We start from the raw sequence: 23,868 nt of genomic DNA, 5'->3' as shown, positions 1-23,868 counted from the left end.
TCAATAATTTATACTGTGATAGCAATTGGACTCTTTATGTTAACATCGTAAGGGGTGATTCCAAAAGAGGGAAAGCCCCTCTTATATGGAAAGTTGCGCAATCTGACAGCAGGACATTTGTATATCTGACAGAGGTTATACCATCATGAGTCAATTTTCACGAATTAAACGCCTTCCTCCGTATGTGTTTAATACATTAACGCAATTAAAAATGGAGGCGCGGGCACGTGGGGAAGATATTATTGATTTTGGCATGGGTAACCCTGATCAAGCCACGCCATCTCATATTGTTGACAAACTGATAGAAACGGTTAAACGCCCAGATACCCATCGATACTCCATGTCTAAAGGTATTCCACGCCTGCGTCGTGCTATGGCAGCATGGTATCAAAAGAATTACCAAGTTACGCTAAACAGCGAAACGCAAATTATAACAACCATTGGCTCAAAAGAAGGGTTGGCACATCTTGCTTTGGCCATTTCTGGGCCGGGAGATACCATTCTTGTTCCAGATCCGGCTTACCCTATTCATACTTATGGGTTTGTCATCGCTGGAGCCAACATCAAGCAAATCCCATTGCGGGAAGAGACGCAATTTTTGCAGGATATTGAACAGGCCATTGAACAAAGTTGGCCAAAACCTAAGGCGTTGGTTTTAAATTTCCCGGCTAATCCGAGTACGCATTGTGTGGATTACCCATTTTTTGAAAAAATTGTGGCTCTGGCCAAACAGTATAAGATATGGGTGATTCATGATTTGGCGTATGCCGATATTGTATTTGATGATTACAAAGCGCCTTCTATTCTTCAGGTTCCCGGTGCGATTGATATTGCTATTGAAACGTATTCACTGTCTAAATCCTACAACATGCCAGGCTGGCGAGTTGGATTTGCTTGCGGAAATGAGGAACTTGTCGGTGCGCTGGCTCGAATTAAATCTTACCTTGATTACGGTACCTTTACTCCCATTCAGGTTGCAGCGATTGCTGCTCTGGAAGGACCTGATGATTGCGTGCGAGAGATTCGGGCGATGTATGAAAAACGTCGGAATGTATTATGCGATGGCTTGCAAGAACTTGGTTGGGTTGTTGCAAGGCCAAAGGCAACTATGTTTGTATGGGCTCCCATTCCTGCTTTTTATCATCATCTTGGTTCGGTCGAGTTTAGTAAATATTTACTAAAAGAAGCACAAGTCGCAGTGTCTCCAGGCCTTGGTTTTGGCCAGCAAGGCGATGGCTTCGTGCGATTTGGTTTGATTGAAAATACACAACGTATTCGCCAGGCCATACGTAATTTAAAACTTATGTTCAGACGGGATGGTTTTTTGCAGGCTGTATGATATGGATGTAATTATTAATGCAAGACAGGAGCTTCCTTGCCCTGAGGGCAGTGTTATGTTGAAGCCGCATGGAAATTTTTATCATCATCTTCTGTCTTGCCTGCATGATGCATCCGAATTTCCTCCCGTCGCTGATTTGTTGCGCTGTTATCATGGTTTACAAGGGCGTTGGTTGGTGGTTTCTCCAATACATTGGCAGGCCACGCATAATGATGCCATGGTGGTCGCAGAATCTCATGAGTTATGCTTATTTGAGGAAGAATCTCGCCGTTGGTTTTCTGCGTTTGCCGAATTCTCGGCTGCAGAAAATATGAATGCCTATTATTGTGATGCTCATACCTGGTTACTTCAGTATGACGATAAACCTGACATTCAGGCAAAACCTGTACATGAGTTATTGCAGCAGTCTTTATTGCCGCATTTGCAAACATTGGATAAGACAGGTTATTGGCAGCGTTTTATTACTGAAAGCCAAATGTTTTTTAGTGCTCATGGGTTAAATGACAAACGCCCTGATTGTATCGTTAATGGCGTATGGTTATGGGGCCATGGTAGGCTAAATGCACCGGTTGCTACACCTGTCATTTGCAGTAATGGACAAATGGCCAAACTCGCACAATACGTATCATCCGAAGTTTTATCGTATTCATCTGTAGCATCCTGTTCTAAAAATGCGATAGTATTGATGCATCATTTAGATTTAAAAGAATTAGAGCGCTTGCAAAAGCAGCTGCGTCATATTCCTGTGCGCTGGCATTGGAACAATGTTGTTTATCGTACACCGCCAAAAAAATGGTTTTCACGCCTGTGGAGTTCTGTTTATCATGCAAATTAAAAGGCGTACTGTCTCGGAGCCTCTGCCTTCTTTATCCGTTGAACATCCAGTGTTGCAGCGTATTTATGCTGCACGTGGAATAATGAACGATAGGCAGCTGGATAAACGACTGCAAACGTTATTGCCTTTTCATCTCTTGCTGGATATTGACAAAGCAACCTCACGACTGGAACAAGCGTTGCGTGAGCAGCAAAGAATATTAATTGTGGGGGATTTTGATGCTGATGGCGCTACTTCCAGCGCCTTGGCGGTTGCGGCGCTGCGTATCATGGGGGCTGACCACGTCGAATTTTTGGTGCCAAACCGATTTGAATATGGGTATGGATTGACGCCTGCCATTATTCATGTCGCAAAAAAATGGCGGCCGAAGCTGATTATCACCGTTGATAATGGCATTGCCAGCATCGAAGGGGTTGCCGCCGCTAATGAAGCTGGCATCGATGTCTTGATTACTGACCACCACTTGCCGGCAGAAACATTACCCGACGCATGTGCCATTATAAATCCAAATCGACAAGGTGACCATTTTCCTAGCAAAGCCATTGCCGGTGTAGGTGTGATTTTTTATGTAATGCTTGCCTTGCGGCGCCAGTTAAATAACAGCGGGTGGTTTAAAGCAAATGGTTTGGTTGAGCCGAACATGGCACAATTTCTTGATTTGGTTGCTTTAGGCACCATTGCAGATGTTGTGGCTCTTGATCAAAACAACCGTATTTTAGTTAATCAAGGCATTTCTCGGATTCGTCAGGGATTATGTCGGCCTGGAATTAAGGCCTTGATTGAGATTTCCGGAAAACGTTGTGAAACCATCAGTGAAAATGATTTAGGGTATGCCATTGCTCCAAGACTTAATGCAGCAGGGCGACTTGATGATATGTCGTTAGGCATTAACTGCCTTTTATGTGACACGATGAAACAAGCTCATTCATTTGCTCATCATTTAGATGAACTTAATCTTGAACGACGCAAAATTGAATCGGAAATGAAAGAACAAGCAACCCTTGCTCTGAATAAAATGATTTTTCCAGTGGCTGAAAAAACGACACAATTGCCAATGGCTTTATGTCTGTATGATGAGTCTTGGCATCAGGGAGTCATCGGAGTCTTGGCTGGTCGTCTAAAAGAGCGTTATCATCGACCAGTGATTGCATTTGCCAAAGTTTGTGATGATGAATTAAAGGGATCAGCGCGTTCTGTGTCGGGTTTAAATATTCGGGATGTGCTTGCTGCGGTGGATAAAGATCATCCGGGACTGATTATTAAATTTGGCGGCCATGCTATGGCGGCTGGTTTAAGTATACACCCACTGGTTTTTTCACAGTTTCAACAGGCATTGAATATTGAAGTGAGTAAATACATCGATGCATCGCAATGCCAGGATGAGATTTGGAGCGACGGGCCATTGCAGACTTCCGATCTGAATAGAGAGCTTGCAGCCCTTATCAAGCGAGCTGGACCATGGGGTCAGCAATTCCCTGAACCAGTGTTTGATAATGTCTTTGAGATCGTAGAGCAGCGCCTTGTTGGCGAACGGCATTTGAAATTAACATTGGTGCATGAGCAACGAGGGGAGCTGGTGGATGCCATTGCTTTTAACATTGATCTTAATGCATGGCCAAACCATCGTGCTCGCTATATCCATGCAGCGTATAAGTTGGATTTGAATGAGTATGGTGGTAAAACCCGATTACAATTAATGATTCTTGCAATGCAAGCTCATGCCTTATTAAATAAGGAGTAAACAGTATGTTTGCGTCAGCGCTGAATGATAAACACTGTGATTTAATATTGTTTGGTGCCAAAGGCGATCTGGCTTGTCGTAAGTTACTGCCTGCACTTTATCAATTGGAAAAAGCGGGGCTCCTTTCTAATGTGGAGCGTATCATTGGTGTCGCCAGAGATGACCTTGATCATGCTGGTTATTGCAAATTTATTGAACTTCATTTGCATAAATTCTTAAAAGAAACGATGGACGTTGAGGTTTGGCAGAGACTACAGAAAAAATTACATTATCTGCAAATGGATTTAACCAAAGCATGCGATTATGACAAACTTAAGAAGGTTGCACAGCCAAGTACAAACATCATCGTCAGTTATTTTGCAACGCTCCCTTCTCTATTTGGTTTGATAAGTCAAGGATTGGCCGAAATAGGGTTTACGCAAGAGCCCGCCAGAGTGGTTCTTGAAAAGCCCATAGGTCAGGATTTGGCATCTTCCAGGGTGATTAACGATGAAGTAGCACGCTATTTCAAAGAAAGTCAAATTTATCGAATTGATCATTATCTGGGTAAAGAAACGGTACTTAATTTACTGGCTTTGCGTTTCGCCAACACCATTTTTGCATCCAATTGGGACAGAACCATGATTGATCATGTGCAGATTTCTGTAGCCGAAGAAGTTGGTGTTGAGGGGCGCTGGGAATATTATGATGATGCTGGCCAAATGCGCGATATGGTACAAAATCATTTATTGCAAATTTTATCATTAATCGCTATGGAACCTCCTGCTAATTTGGACGCAGACAGCATCCGTGATGAAAAACTCAAGGTTTTAAAAGCATTGCGTCCGATTGATGCAGGAAATGTCAGTGAAAAAACCGTTCGTGGTCAATACGCACAAGGGTTTGTTGGTGGGCAAGCAGTGGTCGGTTATCTCGAAGAGCCAGGGGCACGGCCAAATAGTCAGACGGAAACGTTTGTGGCCATTAAAGTGGATATTGATAATTGGCGGTGGGCTGGTGTGCCTTTTTATCTGCGTACTGGCAAACGAATGCCCAAAAAATTAAGCGAGGTGGTGATTTGTTTCAGACCGCAATTGCATAATATTTTTTATCAGACTTATAAACATTTATCGCCTAATAAACTGATTATCCGTTTGCAGCCTGATGAAGGTGTGGAAGTTGAAATCATGAATAAAATCCCTGGGTTGGGTGAAACGATGTGTTTGCAACAAACCAAACTGGATTTAAGTTTTGATAAAACTTTTAAATCTCAACGCATTGCCGATGCTTATGAGCGCTTACTGTTGGAAGCCTTATTGGGCAATCAATATTTATTTGTTCGTCGAGATGAAGTAGAACAGGCTTGGAAATGGGTCGATGGCATTATTCATGCTTGGAAGGATTATCATGAGCTTCCCCGAACTTATCAGGCAGGGTCCTGGGGGCCTATTGCTGCAATTTCGTTGCTAGCGCGGGATGGTCGCAATTGGGATGAATAATATGAAACTGCATTCGTTTGAGGATACTGAGACCTTAAATCAGTATTTTGCTGAACAACTGGCCTCTATTTTATGCCAAGCCATTGCGCAACGTGGCAGTGCTTATCTCGTGGTTTCCGGGGGAAACACGCCTAAAGACTTATTTAAAAAGTTGGCTCAAACCCAAATAAATTGGGAGAAAGTGACCATTACTTTAACGGATGAGAGAAAGTTGCCAGCCACAGACAAAGATAGCAATGAACGCCTGGTTAGAGACTATCTATTACAAGGATTTGCAACGAAAGCAACCTTTATTGGCTTATGCCATAAGACTGATGATGCATTGGAAGAAGAGCAGGTTGAAACACAAATAGCTGCTTTACCAACGTTTGATGCAGTTATTTTAGGCATGGGAGAAGATGGCCATACGGCTTCATTATTTCCCGGCAGTCCTGAAATTCATCTTGGGCTGGCTGATGAAACACAACGCGCAACGGTCTCGGTGATGCCACGCTCTGCTCCCTATCCACGCCTGTCTTTAACCAAAAAACGTTTGCTAAATAGTCGAAGATTATTTTTGCATTTGATGGGTAAGACAAAATTAATGATTTTTAATGAGGCCATGGCAGGACAAGATCGTTTTACAATGCCGATTCGTGCGTTTTTGCACGATCCAACGGTGGATATACAAGTCATGTATGCGCCATAGAGGTGTATTTACAGGATGAACAAGGGGATTTTTCAGTGCCAAATCGAGTGTGATGATGAATCAAGTCATAAAACAGGTAACAGAACGAGTCATTCAGCGCAGTGAACGAAGTCGCAGCGTCTATCTTGAGCGGTTGGAGAAAGCCTGTTTGTCCAAGCCGCATCGAACGGTCTTGCACTGTGGCAACTTGGCTCATGGCTTTGCTGCTTGCAGTCAAAAAGACAAAATAGCATTGCGCGGTGACAGCCAAGCTAATATTGCCATTGTATCGGCTTATAATGATATGCTTTCCGCACATCAACCGTATGAATCTTATCCTGTCATATTAAAGCAGGCTATAGAGGAAGTTGGAGGTATTGCGCAATTTGCGGGCGGGGTTCCGGCAATGTGTGATGGTATCACGCAAGGTCAAGCTGGGATGGAATTAAGTTTGATGAGTCGTGATGTGATTGCCATGGCTACCGCTGTAGCTCTATCGCACAACATGTTTGACGGTGGGTTGTTGTTAGGCATATGCGATAAAATTGTTCCGGGACTGCTGATGGCAGCTCTTGCTTTTGGTCATTTGCCGTTTATTTTTGTGCCAGCAGGGCCCATGCCGTCAGGCATTTCAAATTTGGAAAAAGCTCGCATTCGCCAATTATATGCCCAGGGAAAAGTTGGTAAGCAGGCGCTGCTTGATGTGGAGGCGGCATCTTATCATACCGCAGGAACTTGTACGTTCTATGGGACGGCCAATTCAAATCAACTGTTAATGGAAATTATGGGATTGCAATTGCCTGGGTCGTCATTTGTGAATCCAAATACGCTGTTAAGGCGGGAGTTAACCAAAGCGGCTGCACAACAGATAGTGCAACTTACGCATCTTGGTGAACATTATTGTCCTATTGGCAAATTGGTCGATGCCAAAACTTTAGTCAATGGCATCATTGGATTATTGGCCACTGGAGGTTCAACCAATCATACCATGCATTTGGTGGCTATCGCTCGTGCAGCCGGATTCATCATTAATTGGGATGATTTTGCTGATTTGTCAGCCATTATACCGTTAATTGCGCGAATCTATCCCAATGGCCAGGCCGATATTAATCATTTTCAACGTGCCGGGGGCATGGCTTATTTAATTCGTACTTTATTGGAAGCAGGCTTACTGCATGAAGAGGTCAATACCATTGCAGGGTTTGGTCTGCATCATTACTTGCAAACACCAATATTACAGGGAGAACAATTAGGCTGGACAGAGGGTCCTACTGGTTCTGGCGATAAAGATGTCTTAAGGGCGGTTTCCGAACCGTTTAACAAACATGGAGGATTGCGTGTTTTAAAGGGCAATTTGGGCCGGGCAGTGATTAAAACATCTGCTTTGCCGGAACACGTGGAAAAAATTCAGGCGCCTGCCATTGTATTTTCCAGTCAGCATGAGTTAGAAGCTGCATTTAAAGCCGGTGAGTTGAATAAGGATTGTGTTGCAGTGATTCGTTTTCAGGGGCCTAAAGCGTGTGGCATGCCAGAGTTGCATAAGTTAACTCCTCTGCTGACGGTGCTGCAAGAGCGTGGATTTCAGGTAGGGCTTGTGACCGATGGGCGTATGTCTGGGGCGTCAGGAAAGGTGCCGGCAGCGATTCATATCTCACCGGAAGCGGTTGATGATGGCATGTTGGCTAAGGTTAAAACCGGCGATGTCATCTTAATGGATTGGGCGCATGGGGTTTTACAATGCATGGTTTCAGAGCAAGAGTTAGCACAACGCGAGGCAGCAAAACCTGATCTATCTCATTATTATTATGGCATGGGACGTGAACTGTTTGGCAGTCTAAGGCAACAGTTAAGTGGTGCGGAACAGGGGGCATGCAGTTTATTTACTCTTGAGAAATCATTGTATGAGTAATTCATTGCCATTCAATGAGCGTGTGGCCATTGTTGCCGATATTGGTGGAACCAATGCTCGTTTTGCTTGTGTCGATGTAAATCATTTGATGATCAAAAACATTGTAATCTATCGCTGTGCGGATTTTCCAAGTTTTGCTGACGTATTTCTTGCTTACCAACAACAACAAAAATTGACTGCTGTAAAACAGGCTGTCATTGCTGTGGCTTGTCCAGTGCAGAATGATTTTATCCGTATGACGAATTTTCACTGGCAGTTTTCTGTTGATGAAATGAAACAGCATCTTAGCTTAAACCGATCCATCGTGCTCAATGATTTTACAGCAGCGGCCATGAGTTTGACGAAACTGCCTTCTAATAAAGCGACTTTAGCGCGCTTTGAGGCAAAAGGACGGTTTCATGAATTTAACCGACAGATTGCAACGTATGTGGTTACTGCAGAGCAGCCAGGATTATTGGAGCGGCTGTGTATTTGAAACAAACAATGATGGAAAAGACGCATGATTTCTTGTAATTGGCAACAACAGGCTGAACGATTATTCACGGCAAGTCCGGTGATTCCTGTCTTGGTTATTCATGAGCTAAACGACGTTGTGCCTATGGCACAGGCAATACTGGCTGGGGGAATTCGAGTGTTGGAGGTGACTTTACGAACACCCATCGCGTTGGATGCGATCCAGTTATTACGCCGTAACTTGCCTGAGGCAATGGTTGGTGCAGGAACGATTCTGAATGCTCATCAATTACAACAAGCGATGGAAGCTGATGCCGAATTTGCCATCAGTCCTGGACTTACACCCACTTTATTGCAAGCAGGCCAGGAATCTGATATTCCGTTTATACCGGGAGCCAGTAGTCTTTCTGAATTGATGATGGGGATGGACTATGGCTATAAGCATTTTAAATGTTTTCCGGCCGAAGCCATAGGAGGAGTAAAGACGCTGAAATCTATTGCTGGCCCTTTACCTGATTTACGATTTTGTGCTACTGGTGGTATTAATGAACAAAATTTTCTAGATTATTTGATTTTGCCAAACGTCGCATGCGTTGGCGGTTCTTGGGTGATTCCGACCGAAGCAATCATTAAGAAAGATTGGCAGCGAATTACTGAAATATGTGCATTGGCGGTAAAAAAGGCTAAACAATGTAAACTTGCTTTTTAGGACGATAAACCAAGCGTTCTAACAAAGACTATCTCATGACTTAATTTTTTTCGTTGTTCCTGCGGGTTTCCTAATAAAAATAATCTAAGAGGAAGTGAATTTGATGAAGTAGTTGTGTCTTCTATTATTATATCGCTAATACTCTCTGTGAGCGAGTGATAAGACATTGGAATTGTTTCAACGACCTCAGGGGTTTCATCTTCCATATCATCATGGTTCCACGGAAGAAGTCGGCCATGCAAAATGCCTTCTTTTATACTTCCACCGTATGCAAATAACTTTCCTCGCCAGTCGGAAACAGAGCAAATCATTTCTGCCCAGGGATCAACAATCAAATCCTCAATAAATAAAAATTGATGATTTATACCATATTGACCAATGGAAACAGTACCAGGATATCCTGCAGTTCTTAGTATAATTGCAGAAGCATAAGCCATTTCTTGACAGTTTCCACATCCCGTTTTGAGAGCTTTCATGGCTTTTTTGGCCGCCGAAAAAGTGGGACTTCGGTAATTGCGTATGGTGATTTCAACCTCACCATCCTCAGGATAACCATCAACCTGAAGGGACAATCTGGTAGAACTCCAGGGAATTTCTTGCCGAATGTATTCTAATATGAATTGAGCGGCATCTCTGGCTGATGCTCTAGTCAAGTCAGGCAATACTTTCATGATAAAGACAGTCGCACATAGGTTGTTTTCTTATTTTACCACAAATAAAAAACAAATCATGTGGATCAGTTAATGAGCTTATAGATTAATTATCTATCTTATCAAGTATGGACGGAAAGTGACCATTGTTTGTGGTCGTTGCAATTTAATGCAGCCTGGAGGGTGGGGTCGGATTGTCTTCCTGGTCATGTTCTCGTGCCATAAGAGCGGTTGAATGAACGGTTGAGAAAAATCGAGCTTTTGTATAATGAGAAGGTGTTTCAGTTGTATCAATGGCTGCAGCAGATGCTTCTGTACCAGCAGCAACTTCAGTGGAGACTTCTGTTGCAGCAGGCATTAAAGAAGCGTAAATCTTTGTAACGTGTGCATTCCATAGAACTTTTTCATCGAGCGATAATGATTCATCAATCTTCCTTAAGAGTTCACCGATTTGCACAGAGAGGGTTGTTGATTCTGCTGCCTCGTTATATTTTCTGATGATGTATTCCAAACAGGACGGCTTTTCATTAATCTCACGAGTCAAGGCATTCATCAACAACGCTGGGTTACTGTTTATTAATTTAGAGAAAAGAGCCATAAGAGCCGACATGTCATGGCCATGTTCCATCCCTGCAATGAATGCTTCAACCAGCATGCGGATGCCATGTTTACCGCCATAGGTATGATCTTTACTTACAATCTCTTCGCTTAATGCATGAATGATGGTTGGCAACGGTATGATGTTAAAAAATTGCTCGAGCATGTCGATTACTGCCTTGATTGTTTCGTGGTTGCTATCATTGACATAGGCAGCGGAAGTAAGACTTCTTAAAATAATGTGTAAAGGCACTAAGCCCTCTTGGGGGCCTCTTGCTATTTTTGCCAGTAAAGCATTAGCTAATGAGTCAGCGGCTACATAATGAACCATGTCCCCGAGAACCTTGCAGATGATTTGGCTTGTTTCGGAATTGTCTTTTACGGAAAATTTAAGCGCGTTTGCTAATAGATATAAACCATGTTTATTATGAAATGCACCTGCCGCGATCGGTTGTATCAGCACTTGACTGGTGGCTTCAGGGTATTTTCCCATGCAAAACAACAAAAACTTGGCAATATGAGTGGTGGCGGGTTGGTTAAACCTGGTTTGTGCGGCTTGTATTAAACTCAACAACATAAGGATGAAAGGGCTTTTCCCTTGTTCCTGTCCTTCTTCCACTGCCTTGGTAAGCGCTGAGGAGAATTCTAACGTGGTATGTTCTATGACGTATGCAAAAATGTAATTGATGGCCACAATGTTGGTATAAGTTCGGGCGTCAAAAGTTGAAGAGTAGAGGGCATTCATCCAAACGAATAAAAGCGCTTGGCCTTTAAATGGGCCAACTTCAAAGTTTTTTTCTAATAAAGTAGACAACGTATCGATATCTTTTTCAGCCAATTTAAAAACAATGCTGCAAATATCGCGCACCGTAGACTCTTGTCTCATTTTTACCGATGAATACAGTGCATACGTCAACCATTCCATTAGGTAGCTTGCTTTTATTTCTTCATTGATAGCCGAATCAATGAATGTTCTTGATTGGGTAATGATTTCCTGTATTTCTGCATTGGAAAGGTCAGGAGACGTCGTTTCAAGAATAGGAGTGGTTGGGCCACCAAATTCAACGGGTGGGGCAAACTCCAAAAAACTGTCTTTATGAAAATCAGACATACTGACTTCCCTCATATACAAATCGTAACCGCCAGAATAGCATATTCTTAACGGGTGTAAAATTAAATCTATACCCTATTTCCCGTTACCCCAGGAGGAGCAGGAGTTGATGCATCGCCTGGTTTTGGAGCATCATCGTGTTCAGTTCGCTGATGTTCTGTTGCAGCAAACATGGCATGTCTTGAGTGACCTACAGATACTTCTGTAGACGACATATCTTCCCTACTTGTATGATGCCTATCATGACCATCATCAGCCTCCATTCTACTGGCAGTGGCAGGGGGTGCAGGGGGGATTGCAGCAGCGCTTGCAACGACTGGTGCAGCAATGGCCCTGTCTCTTGCTGCAAGTTCATCAGCTTTGCGAGCTGCTTCTTCGACTTCAAGTCTTGCTCTTTCCACAGCTTCTCGGGCTCTGATGGCCCATTCCGGGATACGCGGCATAGAAACACCAAGAGAATCGTCTTTTTCCGCAACAACCTCAATGGTGGGTAATGTAGAACCTTCAATTTGTCTTGTCATCGCACGTTCAGATCCTAACCCTCGGCTGCCCCCCACGGCACGATAGGCGATGAGTGCACGAAATTCCTCCTCCATGCGGTGTACTTGGGCAGCCAGCGCGTCTTTGTCAGGATCGCTGCCATGAACAACAGCCGCTTCAATGGTTCTCCTGGCGCTTTCAAAATCAATTCTTAATTCATCGACGCTGATGCGGCAAGGTTCTTGCTGCAGACCAAATATTCGAAACTCCAGAATGTCGGCGGCGTTTAGCCTTTGTGAAGGGTGCGACAGGTATTGTTCTTCTAGAGATAATGCTTCCCCTTCTTTATGTGTCCAGCGTGCATGAAACTCGGCAAAGCGTGCACACAATTCATCGACTTCGCCCGCTTCAAAAAACTCCTCATGCACTTCATGTGTTTTAAACGCCTGGAGGTGTTCAGTCAAATCTTTCGGGGTGACGGGCTGATTATCACGGATACGGTAATGATTGTGATTATGGGCGGCTTCTATTTCAAGATGATGCATGGTTTTGACATGAAAAGCATTACTGCCACGATAATATAAATCACAACCTCGTTCCACTTTAGTGTGGCATTCGGCGGCTGCTCCATACAGTCGGTCTCTAAACGCCTGCGGGTATTGATCTTTACCATCAGGAACCCAGAAATACCAAGTGATGCTATGGCCTTTGACTTGCAGAGCAACCCTTACATCAATTTTCTCGCCCTCGTCTCGTGTTTCATAGACAATCATGTCCGTAAGACGAAATGTTTTACCAGCTTCCTGGAACTCTCTTAGTTTTTTACCGTATTCAACGGTATCATTGGCATCTAGCAGTCTTTGTAACTCTCTGGCCTCTGGAGAGTGACTGGCATCGTATGAGGTTACTTTCGGTAACGTATGTACTTTCTTAAGGAAGACAAAGAATGGAGCAGGCATCACTGTTCTCCTAAGCCAATTTATGATCGCTATTATTAAATTTAGACCATATTGTATTCATGTAAAGTTTTATGTTCATTTTTTGAGATTAAATACTGAAACAAGCAGAGAAGGGAGGAGTAATAGGTATGAATCAAATGGCCGAGTTATTTAGCAAAATAATTTTATCTGTACTATATTAATCAACATGATTTATTTTTTCGTGATTGTAAAATCATAGAAAAATGCATAGAGGAAATGAACATGCCTAATCCAATCGATGCTTTGCCCCGTGATAAAAAAATCATAGCCGATAAAGTCATTGGCGGTTTACAGGCATTGAAGCCTTATGTAGATCATTATAAAGAGCGGATTGGTTCATTTAAAGAGCAGCTTGCTTCTGCAGAGTCTTCTGCAGCATTTATTGCAGTTGTTCGACAAATCGTAAGGATGGAAAAAGAACTCTTTAACTTAAAACATCAAGTCATGAGTGGCGTGGATGAAGGCATTGTAGGTGCTTTAAGTGAGTATATTGCTGGACATGCTGATTTAATGGCCGTCATGGGGTTATTTCAATACAACGAGGAACTGACTCGCAGCATCCGAGATACGAAACAGCGATTGAGTGAAAAAGAGTTATTTGGTGATTTATCATCCGAACAACGAGCTGTTTTAACAACATTTATTCATGATGTATTAGGACTTGAAAAAATCGTAGATGTATTAAAGCCTATAAAAGAACGTTATCAACAACGATTGCAAGACGCTGATTCGCATGAGGAAGTTGATGAAATAGAGCAGGAAATAGCAGCAAATGCTGCGGCACTCGCAGCTTTATATAAACAAGAGGTTTCTTATCCGGAAGATGAAAAAACTGCTGCGGCTTTAATTAAATACCTTGAAGCAAATCGTGAATTACTGATGGTTATCAAGACACTTGATGGCGGTTTTGCTGAATCGTTGGATGATGATGTGTTAGCGGCTAGAGCCAGTATAGCCAGTGCTTATTCACCGAGGATGTAGGTTTATTATCTATATCTCTATTAAATAGGCAAATAGTCGCTACAAGGAATAATGTTTAGGGACTAAATCGCCTGGGTATATAAAATATCATCTGAGCCACGCTCAATGGATTTTCCATTTCCATTTCCTTGTTCGACAAAATATCCCGTGGCATAGAGGTTTTTAGACATAAATAACCATTACATGGACGTTTTGATTGATTATAGATCTATTGTAACTCCCCACGTCATCCCGAGTGCAGCGAGGGATCTCCAGCAACTGGCAGGTATTAAATTAATGTAAAAAACACTTGAAAAATTATGTGGTTATGATCAAATAGCTGCATGAAAGACCATGAACAAATCATCACAACGCTTTTGGCAAGGATTGCTGAACTGGAAAAAATCGTAGAACAGCAAGCTGCACGAATAGCAGAGCTGGAAAAACGACTGAACAAGAATAGCAGCAACAGCTTGGGAAGTGTGGAGCATGCCCTATGCAACCAGCATCACTTGCGTGAATTAAAAGCAATAACCGAGCATGACAAAGAACCATGGGCACAGGCTATGACCCGACTATTACGTTTTGCTCTTCGCTGTCGTCATTTTAATGCACATCATGCAATACCTGTTGCTCGCATCAAGCGGTTGACCAACATCTACAAGAAGATTATTCGAGATGGGCTGGCGTATCATGAAACGCTGCCGCCATTGCCATGCAAAGGCAAACAGGGTCGACAACCTCGACGGACAGGTCACAACCTCTTGTGGCGTTTATTTTATTACAAACAAGACGTTTTACGGTTTCTTCATGATCTGGCAGTTCCATTTACCAATAATGATGCTGAGCGTGATTTACGAATGATGAAATGCAAACAAAAAATATCCGGTGGTTTTCGGACCGCTCAAGGCGCTGAACAATTTGCTCGTATTCGAGGATTTATCAGTACGATCCGTAAACAAGGATTAAGCATTATCAGTTCCATCCAATCTATATTTTCTGGTACTATCCCTGTGTTATCAGGAATCTGAGATAACAATACAGTCCAACAGAGCAAGGAATAGTATATGCATACGGAGTCTTGCGTTTACCTTCTGACCAATAAACACAATAATGTTTTGTATACCGGTGTTACCCATGATTTGATACGCCGTGTTTATGAACACAAAAATAAACTGGTGGCTGGATTTACCCAAAAATACAATGTGGATCGGCTGGTTTATTTTGAAGTTTGTTCAGGCATCGTCATGGCTATTGAGCGAGAAAAACAAATCAAAGGGTGGTCTCGAAAAAAGAAGCATGATTTGATTAATGCATTGAATCCTGAATGGAACGATTTGTATCCATCGCTACTTTAAAAATTGTGCCATTGCAGGGAGATCCCTCGCTGCACTCGGGATGACGTGGGGAGTTACGATCTATTTTATGAGTTCATAAACAATACCCATTGTGTATTTTATTGACACGAACTACAATGATGACCTTTATAAATGATTGAGCGACAGTCAGACATCATGGAAAAAGATTACGTTGCGCAAACCGTGCATTTAAAAAATAAAAATTCAAATAAGCTCGCACAAAACATCAGTCAGCTGATATTTATGGGACGTTGGTTACAGGCGCCTTTATACCTTGGTTTGATGTTTATCTTGACAGCCTATGTATACCGTTTTGTGATGGAACTGTTTCATTTGATGGTTCATATCAATTCGGCGGATAATACTCAAATCATGCTGGGAGTTTTGGATCTTATTGATGTGGTCATGATTGCCAATTTATTGATTATGGTGATTATGGGAGGATATGAAACGTTTGTGTCGCGCCTTAATCTTGATACTCATCCTGATCAGCCTGAATGGTTGGATCATTTGGATGCAGGTGCCATGAAAATTAAACTGGCGCTCTCTTTAATTGGCATTTCCTCTATTCACTTGTTGCGAACCTTTATTGATCCAGGCAAACAAGGCAATGATGCTGTTTTGTGGCAAGTTGTGATTCATTTAACCTTGCTTGTATCAGCATTGGCTATTGCATATACCAACTGGTTATTATGTAAAACCAAATAATATTTCTTGAATAAGTTAAATAATCTTTCAATCTTTTCTAGAATTTGTGCAATAAAGGCGGCTGGAATGTTTGCAGTCGGCATTGGTGAGCTAGCATACTTATACGAAGCAGATATAGTGTATTCTTCACTGCAATTATTTGATGTGCAATGTCATATAAATGATACGCCAATTTTATTGAAGCGATTGGCATTTTGAATGCTTATTTTGAATAAATGTTGATAAAAAGATTAAAAAAAGATAAAATTATAATCATTTTTATCGTTCTGTCCTGTTTTCTGCAAAATGATTGCCAAATAAAGCCGATGACGGAGCGGAAAGAATCATGATGGATTAGTTTATTTTTGAGTATGATTATGTTTTCCACAGAATACCGCGGTTCATTTTACGCCATTTTGTCTGGGTTTTTGTATGGCTTCATCGGCTACTTTGGATTAAGTGTGATGAATGCCCATGTTTCCGTGAGCAATATGCTGTTTTGGCGGTTTTTTATTTCAAGCATCATAATGTTGTTTATTTTACTGCCGCACATTAAACATATCACCGATTCCTGGGGTAATATTTTATTTGCATTCTTCTTGGGGGCTGCTTTATACAGTTTCTCTACCATGTTGTACTTTTATGCCAGTCAATACATTGGCTCAGGGTTGGCTATGGTTATCTTTTTTACTTACCCTGTCATTGTGATGTTATTTAATTATTTTTTTTACGGGCAGCAGATGCCTCGAATTTATTATTTGGCGACGATTATTATTCTTACTGGAATGGCGTTATTCATTGACATGCATGAGATAAAATTGGATTTAATAGGAATCATACTTGGGGTAATTTCCGCATTTTTCTATGCTTGTTATATTGTTGCCAGTAAACGCAGTTCTATTTCTCCTAATATGTCTGCCCTTATGGTATCTGTTGGTGTCATGGTGACTTGCTTGCTGTTGACCTGGATGGACCACAGCTTTTTTATACCCACGTCCTTGTCAGTATGGGGAAATTTAATTGGTATTGGCATTATCTCAACAGCAATTCCAATTTTATTGCTCTTATATAGTTTAAAATATATAAATTCGGAAAAAGCTTCTATATTATCAGTATTAGAACCTGTTTTTGTGGTTATTTTTGGCGTTATTCTGCTTGGTGAGGAACTTAGCCTTCAGCACATTGCGGGTATCATCATCGTGCTGGGAGGGGCATTGATTACCTTGTTTAGTCATAAAATTGAAATCAATAAAATGCAGCCTGCAAATGATTAACTTGGATGCCTCAAGATAAAAAATGTGAATGGTATGAGAACATTGAAAGAGGGTTGGCTTTTTTTTATCATTATTTAGTGAAACAAACAGAAGCTACCGGCCAGCAAATTAATTTATTTGCTCTGGTGATGATGATCAATTTTCCTTTATTTGGTGTCATCTGGAGGCTGGATAATCCATTATCGGCTGAAGAATTTACTTTTCGTATTGTTGCCACTATCTTATGCATTCTGCTTTTTTCCAATCGTTTTTGGCCCTCTTCTTGGTTAAAGTTTCTTCCCATTTTCTGGTATATTACGCTTTTGTTTTGTTTACCATTCTTTTTTTCTTATTTAACGTTTCTGCATAATGCTTCTACCATTTGGTTGATGAATTGTGTTTCCGCCGTATTTTTTCTTTTATTAGTCACCCGAGTTCTTGATGCACTTACCTTATTGGCATTAGGATTTAGCCTGGCCTTTTTTAGTTATTTTTATGTTGCGGAACATATGATGGAGTACCTCCCAGGTGATATCTCATTGTATAGTTTGGCAACCACTTTTACTGCGGCTATTATCATCGGTGCTTTATTTGCCCGAGATAGAGAAATCATGCATGACAGTCGTATTTCGGGAATGCGCCTTTTGGCAGGCAGTCTGGCACATGATTTACGAACATCCCTTGCTAGTATTTACTTACAAGCTGAATTACAAGAAATGATTGTTGAAAAATTGAACCAATCGGAAGTGCAGCGGGATTTAAAAAAGAGTCTTGATAAAATGATTCGTGGCATTGAGATGGGTAATCAACTGATCAGCATGCAATTGAATAACATTCAACATGAAAAATTTGATACAAAATATTTCACGATTCAGCCGATTAAAATGTTATTAGAAAAAACGCTTAAGGAATATCCACTTAAGGAACAGCAAAAATTACTTATAAAAACAGATTTAACGGATGATTTTTTGTATGGATTGAAGAAGTTGCTTTTAAAAATCTTATCTGGAATTTGTTAAAAAACAGCTTGGATTGCATCGAGGAAACAGGGAAAGGTGATATTTCTATTTGGTTAACTCGAGGAAATGAAGAGGATAATTTTAATTACCTGAATATCATGGATACGGCCAAAGGCATTTATCCAAAGCAAGCTGAGAAGATTTTTGAGTCATTTTACTCTGATCGTAAGGGAGGAACAGGAGTAGGGCTGGCTTATTGCAAGATGTTGATGAAAACAGCTGGTGGTGATATTTATTGTAAGGGAAAATTTAATCAATTTGCTCATTTTATTCTTAAATTTCCAAAAATAGATTGAACTTTAAAGATAGTTCTGGGAATGGGTGTGGTCCAAAAAAACGTCAATGTGGATAATAAGTTGTTAATGTGTTAGAAAGAGTTTGCCACATTTCAAGTTGGTGTGAATAGATAAAATTAAATGCCTCTTGCACTGTTTCAGGGGAAGATTGCCAAATTCCTGCTAATTGGTCGACCGTTGGCTCAAAATGTTTAACATATCTATGCACTTTGAAGAATTTCATTGCTTTTTCAGATAAATTCAAGGAACGAGCAAACTCGGTCAGCAAGGAATAATCAATGTTATCCAGACGTTCATAAGCAGAGAATGCAGCTAAATGTGAGTGCTTATCATGTTGTGATAACCAGCGAAGATGCTCTTGATTAAATTGTCTGGCAAAAAGCAGGTAATGGGTTTTATTGACAATTTCATCATGAATATTAACGCCGCATTCTTCGGCAAATTGTGCATATAGTTGTTCATGAGAAGCTCGGCCCTTTGAGCCAAGCTCTTCTTGAATATTTTTTAAAATAATATCTTTTATTTCTTCATCATTTGTAAAATTGGCAACATACCACATAAAATCAATGAAATAGCCTCGAAGATGGTAAAATACCGCAGCAAAGTACTTTTTTCGCTCGTTATCCCAGGCCGATGTAATGGCTTGATTAAACAAAGGAAGAGTGGCTATTTGCTGACGATAATAAACATCGGTTTGTTGCAGAAATTGATGAAAATCAAGTAGAGCGCTAATTTTCTTTCTCCTGAAAAGCTTTTAATTCTTAAAAAAAGCAACTAATAATACCATACAATGAATCATAAACGCATCTTAATGTTCAGTTAATAACCAATTTGGTTGATTATTATTTTATTCGGATTGTGAGTTCAATCTTGTATTATCTTTTCCTGATTATTGACATTTATTGGACAGTATTTATAAATTAGGGTCCCCTAAAGCGAGACAGCTTGAGTAAAACAACTGATTGACAATTTTACAATATAAAAGAAGGATAATCATGTACCTGCTCAAAAAATGTGGATTTTTATTGCTAATGATGAGTGTGGGAACGTTCATATGGGCGGCCAGCCATCATCCGCAGGACTTTTTAAAAGAAATTTCTGGTTCAAAAAATGAAGGGGAGCAAATTGTTCACCACTTTTGCAGCAATTGCCATGACAGAAAACCTCTGATTGCACTAGGAGCCCCCCGTATTGGTGTTGAGACGGATTGGGAGCCGCGAGTTAAACAGGGACTTGAAGTATTATTTAAGCACACTGATGAGGGTTTAAACGCCATGCCTGCGCGCGGTGGATGCTTTGAATGCAGTGATCAGCAACTGCTGAAAGCCATCCTTGCAATGATTCCGGAAAATGAAAAAGAAGCGTTATTGGACACCAAAAAAGATCATAATAAAAACAATTAGATAAAAAAATTATAAAAAGTTCTAAATTTATTCTAAATCCGCCCGATAAATTAGAAAAATAGGGAGGATTAACCTATGAAACATAAACTCATCGTTGTACCTTTTTGTTTATCGGCAGTAGCTTGTGCACCAACGGACCCTTCCACGATGGTTGTGGATGATGCCGGCTACACTCATTACACCATGCATTACACCATGGATAATAAAGGGAGCAGTTATTTCCCTGAAAAACGCCCGGCGACCGGCAGAAAGGTGTTTATTTTTGACCCGAAAGCCACCGCCTGGGCAGCTTATGATGCTCAAGGAAATCGAGTGAAAACTGGAAGTGCATCAGGTGGAAAAGATTTCTGCGAAGATGTGGGGCGTCCTTGCCGTACAGTAACAGGTACTTTTAGAGTTTATTCAAAAAAAGGTGAGGAGTGTACTTCCAGCATTTATCCAATAGAAACAAATGGTGGCGCTAAAATGCCTTATTGCATGCATTTTAATGGCGGTTATTCAATTCATGGCGCGTATGAAGTACCTAATTATAACGCCAGCCATGGTTGCGTCAGAGTGTTACCCAGTGCGGCGAAATGGTTGAATGAAAATTTCGTCGACGTTGGTACGACCGTTATTGTCAAACCTTATAATTAATGACAGTGTGCGACATAAAAGACTTCATAAGTCTTTATGTCGCCAGATAAGACACTTATTTTAAGTATTGACGCAATAATTCATTGACTTGTGCCGGGTTGGCCTTACCCTGTGTTTCTTGCATAATCTTGCCCACAAAAAAGGCAAGCAATTTGGTTTTACCAGCCCGATAGCTTGCAACTTGTTCTGGATAAGTTTCTATGACTTTGCGAATGAGCGAGTCCAACAGTGTTTGATCAGCAATTTGTTGATAATTTTCGGCTGCAATAAGGTCATCAACGGTTGTGTTTTCAATCAAGAGACGGTGAAAAATATCCTTGGCAATTTTTGTAGAAATAACATTACTATCCAGGCGATCCAGTAAACAAGCCAATTGTTCGGAGCTGACGGGAGGGTGACTGAAGGATCCTCCTGTTTCTTTTAATGCGGCAGAATAGCTTCCTTTTAGCCAATTAACTAAGGTCTTGGCTGAAGCTTGTGTTTTACCTATAACTTCATCAAAAAAGGCGACCAAAGCGGGCGAGGACAATACAAAATCAATATCGTCTTCGGAAAAATGATAGGTATGCTGCAGACGAAGACGAATGGATTCCGGTAACTCAGGCATGGTTTGTTTAATTTTTTGCAAATCCTGTTCATCAATGGCAATTGGTAGTAAATCCGGATCAGGGAAATAACGATAGTCTTTTTCGCTTTCTTTGCTGCGCATGGAATAAGTGCTATCAGATTCCGGTGAATAAAGCCTTGTTTCCTGCACGATCGTTTGACCTGTTTCTAACAAGTCCTGATGACGAAGTTGTTCATGAATGATTGCTTTTTCAATAAAACGGAATGAGTTTAGATTTTTAAGTTCTGTTCGTGTTCCAAGCACAGGACTGCCTGCGGGACGCAAAGAAATGTTAACATCACAACGAAACGAACCTTCTTGCATATTACCATCGCAAATGTCTAAGAATCGCAATAACTGATGTAAGGTTTTTAAATAGGCAACGGCTTCTTTGGCAGAAGCAAGGCATGGCGCTGTAACAATTTCAAGTAAAGGCGTACCGGCACGGTTTAAATCAATACCAGTGTAATCATGATGTGTTTCGTGTAGGGATTTCCCGGCATCTTCTTCCAAATGCGCTCTTTCAATGATAATGGTTTTTGAGGTGCTATCTGGCATCATGATGGCCAGATGTCCGTGACTGAGAATTGGACGACGATATTGACTGATTTGATATCCTTTGGGTAAGTCCGGATAAAAGTAATTTTTTCGCTCAAAATAAGAAAAATGATTAATTTCTGCGGCTATGGCCACACCAAATTTTATGGCCATATACACGGCTTCCCGGTTTAATACCGGTAATACGCCTGGTAATCCGGCATCAATAAAACTTGTTTGTGAATTAGGTGGCGCACCGTATTGGGTTGCGGCAGCGGAAAATAATTTTGACTGAGTCTTTAATTGCGCGTGTACCTCAAGGCCTATGACTGTTTCCCAATTCATATAGACTCCTTTGGTCTGGCCTGATGCCAGTCGGTATTTCTTTGATAAAAATGAGCCAGACTTAAGAGGCGTGTTTCACTGAAATGAGTTCCCATCAGTTGCAGGCCTATTGGTAATCCCTCATGATTAAAGCCGGCTGGAATGGATAATCCGGGAAGACCTGCCAAATTGGCGGCGACGGTAAATACATCCGCCAAATAACGCTGGGTCGGATCAGCGACTTTTTCACCCAATTTAAAAGCGCAGGTGGGTGTGGTTGGTCCAAGAATGATTTCAACCTGGGTTAAAACCTCAAGTAATTCTTCTTGTATCATTCGTCTTACTTTCTGTGCTTGCACGTAATAATCATCGAAATATCCGGAAGAAAGCACATAAGTTCCTGTCAGGATACGGCGCTTGACTTCAAGTCCAAAGCCTTCATTGCGCGAGCGGGTAATTAATTCAAAGAGATTGTCTGCCTTGGGTGTACGATAACCGAAGCGAATTCCATCATAACGTGATAAGTTGGAAGAAGCTTCCGCACAAGCGATGACATAATAACAAGGAACCCACAAGGATTGTAAGCTAAGATCCACCTCAATGATTTCACAACCAGCTTTTTTAAAGACATCGACAGCATTCATAATGGCTTGTTGAATATCGGCATCCACTTCAGGTTGAAAAAAACAACTTGGCAGGCCAATACGGCAGGGCTTAAAAGGCGTATCCAAAGCATGGATGTAGTCGGGTATCGGCTTATTGATTGACGTTGAATCTTTTTCATCATGCCCTGCAAGAACTTGCAAGATAAAGGCAAGATCTTCGGCGCTACGGGCCATTGGTCCAGCTTGATCGAGGCTGGAAGCAAAGGCAACCATACCAAAGCGAGACAATAATCCATACGTAGGTTTTAAACCAGAAATTCCGCAGAAGGCTGCGGGTTGGCGAATGGAGCCGCCGGTATCGGAGCCTGTCGCAAATGGCACGAGGGAGGCAGCTACTGCTGCAGCTGAGCCCCCTGATGAGCCACCAGGAACGCATTCCTGGTTCCAGGGATTTTTAACGACGCCAAAGTAACTGTTTTCATTAGCTGATCCCATGGCAAATTCATCCATATTGGTTTTGCCAATTAATACCGTCCCTTGTGCTGCCAAACGTTGCACGATAGTGGCTTGATAAGGTGATTGGAAATTTGCCAGCATTTTTGAACCGCAGGTCGTGGGCATGATTTGCGTGCAGAAAATATCTTTATGGGCCAAAGGAATACCGGTTAACGGTTTTGCGTTGCCTGTGTGGAGCAATTTATCCGCCATTTCTGCCGCCGAAATGGCATGCTGCTCATTAATATGAATAAATGAATTTAAAGAATGATTTAATTCAATTCGCTTTAAATAATGTTGCGTTAGTTCAACGCTGGACAATTCTTTATGATGTAAAGCGTGACTGAGCTCGCGTATTGATTTTGTATGCATACGCTTATTTTCCTATATCGATGACTTTAGGAACCAGATAGAGTCCCTCATTAAATAAGGGAGCAATGTTCTCCAATTGGACAACACGATTTTCTTCTTTTACTTCATCGTTTCTTAAAGGTTGATGCAGATCAAGAGGATGAAGCATCGGCGAATAATTTTTTGTATCGATTTTACGTAATTGTTCAACAAAATTCATAATTGCACCGACATCTTCGGTTAATTGTGTGATGCTGTCATGGCTTAGTTCAATACAGGCTAATTCAGCAATTTGATTTAACTCACGTTTTGATGTGAACATGATCGACCCCAATGCCGTTCTAAAGCAGGCCACCATTATACCGCCTGGCCGTAAAGTTACAATGAC

General features: G+C 41.4%; 24 protein-coding genes. 17 read left to right on the top strand and 7 right to left on the bottom strand.

The features are described from left to right. Nucleotides 1–145: 145 nt before the first annotated feature. Genes alaC through LOA_RS07830 form a run of 8 tightly spaced genes read left to right on the top strand, consistent with a single transcriptional unit; the run spans nucleotide 146 to nucleotide 9,131 of the window. Entirely contained in the window at nucleotides 146–1,339 is a 1,194-nt protein-coding gene (alaC, locus tag LOA_RS07865) for an alanine transaminase (RefSeq protein ID WP_025385855.1), read from the top strand. Nucleotide 1,340: 1 nt separating this feature from the next. After that, the gene (locus tag LOA_RS07860; RefSeq protein ID WP_025385854.1) at nucleotides 1,341–2,174 is read left to right on the top strand and encodes a hypothetical protein; all 834 of its coding nucleotides are present in this window, start codon (nucleotides 1,341–1,343) and stop codon (nucleotides 2,172–2,174) included. Beyond that, a complete protein-coding gene (gene recJ / locus LOA_RS07855) occupies nucleotides 2,164–3,915 on the top strand; it encodes a single-stranded-DNA-specific exonuclease RecJ (protein ID WP_025385853.1) in 1,752 nt (583 codons plus the stop codon). Before LOA_RS07860 ends, recJ begins: the two co-directional genes overlap by 11 nt. A 5-nt stretch (nucleotides 3,916–3,920) precedes the next feature. Continuing rightward, nucleotides 3,921–5,393, top strand: coding sequence for a glucose-6-phosphate dehydrogenase (gene zwf / locus LOA_RS07850; RefSeq protein WP_025385852.1), 1,473 nt, complete (start codon nucleotides 3,921–3,923; stop codon nucleotides 5,391–5,393). Nucleotide 5,394: 1 nt separating this feature from the next. Further along, the gene (pgl, locus tag LOA_RS07845) at nucleotides 5,395–6,081 is read left to right on the top strand and encodes a 6-phosphogluconolactonase (protein WP_025385851.1); all 687 of its coding nucleotides are present in this window, start codon (nucleotides 5,395–5,397) and stop codon (nucleotides 6,079–6,081) included. A gap of 55 nt (nucleotides 6,082–6,136) precedes the next feature. Next, nucleotides 6,137–7,969: a phosphogluconate dehydratase gene (gene edd / locus LOA_RS07840; protein WP_025385850.1), complete on the top strand. Its 1,833-nt coding sequence runs from the start codon at nucleotides 6,137–6,139 to the stop codon at nucleotides 7,967–7,969. Then, nucleotides 7,962–8,444 carry a glucokinase gene (locus tag LOA_RS07835; RefSeq protein WP_025385849.1) on the top strand — a complete coding sequence of 161 codons (483 nt, stop codon included), beginning with the start codon at nucleotides 7,962–7,964 and terminating at the stop codon, nucleotides 8,442–8,444. The genes edd and LOA_RS07835 overlap by 8 nt, the downstream gene beginning before the upstream one ends. A 24-nt stretch (nucleotides 8,445–8,468) precedes the next feature. Then, nucleotides 8,469–9,131 (top strand): bifunctional 4-hydroxy-2-oxoglutarate aldolase/2-dehydro-3-deoxy-phosphogluconate aldolase, encoded by a 663-nt coding sequence (locus LOA_RS07830; protein ID WP_025385848.1) that lies wholly within the window; start codon nucleotides 8,469–8,471, stop codon nucleotides 9,129–9,131. On the opposite strand, the gene LOA_RS07825 is transcribed toward LOA_RS07830, so the two are convergent. The 3 genes from LOA_RS07825 to LOA_RS07815 form a co-directional block, all read right to left on the bottom strand. Continuing rightward, a complete protein-coding gene (locus LOA_RS07825) occupies nucleotides 9,128–9,802 on the bottom strand; it encodes a transglutaminase domain-containing protein (protein WP_025385847.1) in 675 nt (224 codons plus the stop codon). The two genes, LOA_RS07830 and LOA_RS07825, sit on opposite strands and share 4 nt — an antisense overlap. A 145-nt stretch (nucleotides 9,803–9,947) precedes the next feature. After that, the gene (locus LOA_RS07820) at nucleotides 9,948–11,489 is read right to left on the bottom strand and encodes a hypothetical protein (protein WP_025385846.1); all 1,542 of its coding nucleotides are present in this window, start codon (nucleotides 11,487–11,489) and stop codon (nucleotides 9,948–9,950) included. Nucleotides 11,490–11,557: 68 nt separating this feature from the next. Further along, nucleotides 11,558–12,928 carry a hypothetical protein gene (locus LOA_RS07815; protein WP_025385845.1) on the bottom strand — a complete coding sequence of 457 codons (1,371 nt, stop codon included), beginning with the start codon at nucleotides 12,926–12,928 and terminating at the stop codon, nucleotides 11,558–11,560. Between the two features lie 243 nt (nucleotides 12,929–13,171). Between LOA_RS07815 and LOA_RS07810 the strand changes: the two genes are divergently transcribed. From LOA_RS07810 to LOA_RS15320, 7 genes are all read left to right on the top strand, one after another. After that, the gene (locus tag LOA_RS07810) at nucleotides 13,172–13,930 is read left to right on the top strand and encodes a hypothetical protein (protein WP_025385844.1); all 759 of its coding nucleotides are present in this window, start codon (nucleotides 13,172–13,174) and stop codon (nucleotides 13,928–13,930) included. 323 nt (nucleotides 13,931–14,253) lie between these two features. After that, nucleotides 14,254–14,940 carry an IS66 family transposase gene (locus LOA_RS07805; RefSeq protein WP_025385843.1) on the top strand — a complete coding sequence of 229 codons (687 nt, stop codon included), beginning with the start codon at nucleotides 14,254–14,256 and terminating at the stop codon, nucleotides 14,938–14,940. 36 nt (nucleotides 14,941–14,976) lie between these two features. After that, the gene (locus LOA_RS07800; RefSeq protein WP_025384802.1) at nucleotides 14,977–15,267 is read left to right on the top strand and encodes a GIY-YIG nuclease family protein; all 291 of its coding nucleotides are present in this window, start codon (nucleotides 14,977–14,979) and stop codon (nucleotides 15,265–15,267) included. A 132-nt stretch (nucleotides 15,268–15,399) separates the two neighbouring features. Further along, nucleotides 15,400–15,975 (top strand): TIGR00645 family protein, encoded by a 576-nt coding sequence (locus LOA_RS07795; protein WP_025385842.1) that lies wholly within the window; start codon nucleotides 15,400–15,402, stop codon nucleotides 15,973–15,975. A gap of 356 nt (nucleotides 15,976–16,331) precedes the next feature. Continuing rightward, nucleotides 16,332–17,228, top strand: a complete 897-nt coding sequence (locus LOA_RS07790) for a DMT family transporter (RefSeq protein WP_025385841.1) — start codon at nucleotides 16,332–16,334, stop codon at nucleotides 17,226–17,228. Between the two features lie 5 nt (nucleotides 17,229–17,233). Then, the gene (locus LOA_RS07785; protein ID WP_042238845.1) at nucleotides 17,234–18,226 is read left to right on the top strand and encodes an ATP-binding protein; all 993 of its coding nucleotides are present in this window, start codon (nucleotides 17,234–17,236) and stop codon (nucleotides 18,224–18,226) included. Further along, a complete protein-coding gene (locus LOA_RS15320) occupies nucleotides 18,220–18,522 on the top strand; it encodes an ATP-binding protein (RefSeq protein WP_238551189.1) in 303 nt (100 codons plus the stop codon). The genes LOA_RS07785 and LOA_RS15320 overlap by 7 nt, the downstream gene beginning before the upstream one ends. Before the next feature lie 43 nt (nucleotides 18,523–18,565). Here the strand turns inward: LOA_RS15320 and LOA_RS07775 are convergent, their stop codons facing one another. Next, complete coding sequence (locus tag LOA_RS07775; protein WP_025385840.1) at nucleotides 18,566–19,177, bottom strand: iron-containing redox enzyme family protein; 612 nt, start codon at nucleotides 19,175–19,177, stop codon at nucleotides 18,566–18,568. A 340-nt stretch (nucleotides 19,178–19,517) separates the two neighbouring features. On the opposite strand from LOA_RS07775, the gene LOA_RS07770 reads away from it, so the two are divergent. Together LOA_RS07770 and LOA_RS07765 are read left to right on the top strand one after the other, a co-directional pair. Continuing rightward, nucleotides 19,518–19,925: a c-type cytochrome gene (locus LOA_RS07770; RefSeq protein ID WP_042238836.1), complete on the top strand. Its 408-nt coding sequence runs from the start codon at nucleotides 19,518–19,520 to the stop codon at nucleotides 19,923–19,925. A 75-nt stretch (nucleotides 19,926–20,000) separates the two neighbouring features. After that, nucleotides 20,001–20,561 carry a L,D-transpeptidase gene (locus LOA_RS07765; RefSeq protein WP_025385838.1) on the top strand — a complete coding sequence of 187 codons (561 nt, stop codon included), beginning with the start codon at nucleotides 20,001–20,003 and terminating at the stop codon, nucleotides 20,559–20,561. Between the two features lie 55 nt (nucleotides 20,562–20,616). Here the strand turns inward: LOA_RS07765 and gatB are convergent, their stop codons facing one another. The 3 genes from gatB to gatC are packed head-to-tail and all read right to left on the bottom strand — an operon-like array spanning nucleotide 20,617 to nucleotide 23,802. Continuing rightward, nucleotides 20,617–22,050: an Asp-tRNA(Asn)/Glu-tRNA(Gln) amidotransferase subunit GatB gene (gene gatB, locus LOA_RS07760; protein ID WP_025385837.1), complete on the bottom strand. Its 1,434-nt coding sequence runs from the start codon at nucleotides 22,048–22,050 to the stop codon at nucleotides 20,617–20,619. Beyond that, a complete protein-coding gene (gene gatA, locus LOA_RS07755; RefSeq protein ID WP_025385836.1) occupies nucleotides 22,047–23,501 on the bottom strand; it encodes an Asp-tRNA(Asn)/Glu-tRNA(Gln) amidotransferase subunit GatA in 1,455 nt (484 codons plus the stop codon). Before gatA ends, gatB begins: the two co-directional genes overlap by 4 nt. 4 nt (nucleotides 23,502–23,505) lie before the next feature. Next, nucleotides 23,506–23,802: an Asp-tRNA(Asn)/Glu-tRNA(Gln) amidotransferase subunit GatC gene (gatC, locus tag LOA_RS07750; RefSeq protein ID WP_025385835.1), complete on the bottom strand. Its 297-nt coding sequence runs from the start codon at nucleotides 23,800–23,802 to the stop codon at nucleotides 23,506–23,508. Between the last annotated feature and the right edge of the window lie 66 nt (nucleotides 23,803–23,868).

This window comes from Legionella oakridgensis ATCC 33761 = DSM 21215 (genome assembly GCF_000512355.1).
GTDB lineage: Bacteria > Pseudomonadota > Gammaproteobacteria > Legionellales > Legionellaceae > Legionella_A > Legionella_A oakridgensis.
Note: the sequence above shows the minus strand (reverse complement) of the source record. Positions and strands in the feature narration are given on the sequence as shown.